The organism is Bradyrhizobium sp. PRIMUS42, assembly GCF_023006515.1.
Lineage (GTDB): Bacteria > Pseudomonadota > Alphaproteobacteria > Rhizobiales > Xanthobacteraceae > Bradyrhizobium.
The window spans coordinates 1-3,791 of record NZ_JALBGZ010000611.1; the positions used below are offsets into that span (position 1 = coordinate 1).

A 3,791-nucleotide genomic window follows, 5' to 3' on the forward strand; every position below is an offset into this window, starting at 1 on the left:
GCCGGGTCGGAGCTGGTCACGGCACGTCGCGCTCCCAGGAGGGGTCGCCGAGCGCGTCGCCGAGGACCTGCCGCGCTGCGGCAACGTTGGTCGGGTGCAGTTCCGTGGAGCTGGCAAAGGCCTTCACAGTGGCGTCATCACGCAGCACGAAATCGAGCACGCTGAGCAGGAAATTGGGATCCGTGGCAGCATTACGCAGGGTCTCTGGACCGACCCCTGTCTCAGCCAGGAACAGGCCCAGCCGCTCGGGCTCGCTCGCGACGAACGACAGTGCCTGAATCGCAACGATTTCAGCGACTTCGCGGAGGTTGTGAACAGGCTTTTTCAAGGGGACGGTTTGCCTTTCCGTTAACTTTCGGTCTCTAATTTGGAATCATCATGCCCGAGTCTCGTCCGTGAGTCTTCCGACCCCAGGCAAGCAACTGGAAACCACATCGCAGAAAGTCGACCCTCGGGTTTAACGAAACTCAAGCGAATCTGAGGCTAGTTTGAATCCAGTTTTCGAAACGCCGGAAAGCGGCGTCTGAGGCGTCACATGTACCGGTCTGCGGACCCATCAGGAGGGCGGGATGGCTAAGACCGTCCTGATCGTGGAAGACAACGAGCTCAACATGAAGCTCTTCCGCGACCTGTTGGAGGCGCACGGCTACCAGACCTCCGGCACCAGCAACGGCTACGAGGCGCTCGACCTCGTTCGCAAGACGCGGCCCGACCTCGTGCTGATGGATATCCAATTGCCGCAGGTCTCCGGCCTCGAGGTGACGCGCTGGATCAAGGACGATCCGGAGCTGCGCGCCATTCCCGTCGTCGCGGTCACGGCGTTCGCGATGAAGGGCGACGAAGAGCGCATCCGCGAGGGCGGCTGCGAGGCCTATTTGTCCAAGCCGATCTCGGTCGGCAAATTCATCGAGACGGTCCGGCGTTTTATCGGATAGGAAGTGAGTTCACAGTGTCCGCGCGTATCCTGGTTGTCGATGACGTTCCTGCCAACGTCAAACTCCTCGAAGCCCGCCTGTCCGCCGAATATTTCGACGTGATGACCGCCTCGAACGGCACCGAGGCGCTGGCGATCAGCCGCCGCGCCGAATGCGACATCATCCTGCTCGACGTGATGATGCCTGACATGGACGGTTTCGAAGTCTGCCGCCGCCTCAAGACGGATCCGGCGACGCACCACATTCCCGTCGTCATGGTGACGGCGCTCGACAGCCCGGCAGACCGCAATCGCGGGCTGGAGGCTGGCGCCGATGATTTCCTGACCAAACCCGTCTCCGATGTCGTGCTGATCGCGCGCGTGCGCTCGCTGACGCGGCTGAAGATGATGACGGACGAACTGCGCATGCGCGCCATCACCTCGCTCGAGATCGGCATGCAGGCGCCCGAGCGTAGCGCCGTGGCCGACACCGGCAAGGGCGGCCGCATCCTGCTGGTCGACGACCGTCCGTCCTCCTACGAGCGGCTGGCGACGATCCTTGCCGCCGAGCACACCATCGACGTCGAGCCGAACCCGACGGAGGCGCTGTTCCACGCCGCCGAGGGCAATTACGACCTGCTGATCGTCTCGCTCGACCTCAACAATTTCGACGGCCTCAGGCTCTGCAGCCAGGCGCGCTCGCTGGAGCGGACGCGGCACGTGCCGATCCTGGCGATCGCCGACCCCGAGAACTCGACGCGGCTGCTCCGCGGCCTCGAGATCGGCGTCAACGACTACCTGCTGCGTCCCATCGACAAGATCGAGCTGTTGGCGCGCGCCCGCACCCAGATCCGCCGCCGCCGCTACACCGATCATTTGCGCGACAACGTGCAGAACTCGATCGAGATGGCGATCACCGATGCGCTCACCGGCCTGCACAATCGCCGCTACATGGAGAGCCATCTGGCGACGCTCGCCGAGCAGGCCGCGACCCGCGGCAAGCCGCTGGCGCTGATGATCCTGGACATCGACTTCTTCAAGTCGATCAACGACAATTTCGGCCACGACGCCGGCGACGACGTGCTGCGCGAGTTCGCGGTGCGGGTCCGCAAGTCGATCCGCGGCATTGATCTGGCCTGCCGCTACGGCGGCGAGGAGTTCGTCATCGTGATGCCCGAGACCGATCTCCACGTCGCCGGCATGGTCGCCGAGCGCCTGCGCCGCTCGATCGCAGGAGAGCCGTTCGCGATCCACAAGGGTGCCAAGCGCATCGAGGTCACGATCTCGATCGGCCTGACCACGCTGGAGCAGAAGGGCGAGGCGGTAGGCGACGTGCTCAAGCGTGCCGACACCGCGCTCTATCGCGCCAAGCACGACGGCCGCAATCGCGTCGTGTCGCAGGCGGCGTAAGGGCGCCCCCGCGAATTCGCGAAAACAACCCCATGCACAGTAGCCGGCGCTAGTCGGATCAATGGGTTATGCGAGTTCGAAAACCGCTGACGGGGTGATCGGGCCGGTTTGACGCGTCGGGCAAAACAGAAGCATGTTGGCAGGACCTGGGCGTGAGATGAATGCTCTCGCCACATTCTCCGTCGTCGTCCCCGCGAAGGCGGGGACCCATAACCCCAGGGAGAAGTTGCCGCGCGAGCTGGCAACTACGAGTCTTCGTCAAATTGCTTCCTGTGGTTATGGATCCAGGATCTGCGCTTCGCTTCGCTGCGCTTGTCCGGGATGACGGTGATCATTGTGGCGCGGGCTTGCGTCCCTTTGCCATCACGGCATCCCCCACATCCACCCCCGCATTCCGCAACAAGACCTTCGCCGCTTCCTTCGCGGCACGCGCCATCGCCGGATCGTCGCGCACCAGGTCCTGCGCAATGGAGCCGTCGACCAAGAGCACCAGCTGCGTTGCGAGCGCCTCCGCGTCCCGCACACCGAGCTCGGTCAGGCGGTCGCGAAACCAGAGGCGGCGGCTTTCCTTGAAGGCCACCGCGATCTTCTTCACGGCGCGGTCGGCAGGACCAAGCTCGGCGACCGCGTTCACGAACGGGCAGCCGCGAAAATCCCTGGCCGCAAAGCGCCGCTCCAGCGAATCGAAGGTGGCGAGGATCTGCTCGGCCGGCGGCTTGTCCGAAGGGGACGCGTGCACGAAGCGGCGCTGCAGATAAGCTGCGATCAGCGCGTCCTTGGAGGGGAAGTGGTTGTAGAGCGTGCGTTTGGAGATGCCGATCTCGGCCGCGATGGTGTCGACGCCGATCGCGCGAATGCCTTGCAGATAGAACAGCTTGTCGGCGGTCTGAAGGATCCGCTCTTTCATCGTCTGTGGGGCGGGCGGAGGAGCCATGCGGTAGCGCGCGTCCAGTTCGCTTGACAGCACCAGCCATCCATAGCCTAAGTAAACAGGTCTGTGTAACCAAAATCAACGGCAAAAGCGGACGACGGCAATTGCGCCGTGCCCAAAAGGGAGAAGAAAATGCCCCTGCTGCAGGTCCTGCGTCCAACATTGCCCATCCTGATCGGCGCCTCGATCATGCTGACGCTGAGCATGGGGCTGCGGCAGAGCCTCGGCATCTTCATGCAGCCGCTGACGCACGACATTCACCTTTCGATTTCGGACTTCACACTGGCGCTGGCGGTGCAGAACCTCGCCTGGGGCTTTCTCCAGCCGCTCGCAGGCGCGATGACGGTGCGCTACGGCTTCCGTCCGATCATGATCGTGGGATCGCTGATGTACATCGTCGGCCTCGTTCTGATGGCGACCGCGAACGGGCTGGTCAGCATCATGATCGGCGCCGGCGTGCTGATCGGAACGTCGCTGGCCTGCACGGCGGCCGCGATCGCGATGTCGGTGGCGGCGCGCGCTGTCCCTGCAACGGTG

5 protein-coding genes are annotated in these 3,791 nt (G+C 63.8%); 3 read left to right on the top strand and 2 right to left on the bottom strand.

Annotation, left to right across the window (positions count from 1 at the left end):
* Positions 1-16 precede the first annotated feature (16 nt).
* Positions 17-328 (bottom strand): DUF3572 domain-containing protein, encoded by a 312-nt coding sequence (locus tag MOV75_RS30375; RefSeq protein ID WP_247007157.1) that lies wholly within the window; start codon positions 326-328, stop codon positions 17-19.
* Positions 329-569: 241 nt separating this feature from the next.
* Here MOV75_RS30375 and MOV75_RS30380 point away from each other — a divergent pair, with 241 nt between their 5' ends.
* Positions 570-935 carry a response regulator gene (locus tag MOV75_RS30380; protein ID WP_246919875.1) on the top strand — a complete coding sequence of 122 codons (366 nt, stop codon included), beginning with the start codon at positions 570-572 and terminating at the stop codon, positions 933-935.
* A 14-nt stretch (positions 936-949) separates the two neighbouring features.
* Complete coding sequence (locus MOV75_RS30385; protein ID WP_247007158.1) at positions 950-2,323, top strand: PleD family two-component system response regulator; 1,374 nt, start codon at positions 950-952, stop codon at positions 2,321-2,323.
* 331 nt (positions 2,324-2,654) lie between these two features.
* On the opposite strand, the gene MOV75_RS30390 is transcribed toward MOV75_RS30385, so the two are convergent.
* Positions 2,655-3,257 (bottom strand): TetR/AcrR family transcriptional regulator, encoded by a 603-nt coding sequence (locus MOV75_RS30390; RefSeq protein ID WP_249796858.1) that lies wholly within the window; start codon positions 3,255-3,257, stop codon positions 2,655-2,657.
* Between the two features lie 129 nt (positions 3,258-3,386).
* Here MOV75_RS30390 and MOV75_RS30395 point away from each other — a divergent pair.
* Positions 3,387-3,791, top strand: a 405-nt coding sequence (locus MOV75_RS30395) for an MFS transporter (protein ID WP_247007161.1), incomplete at its 3' end; no start/stop codon positions are given.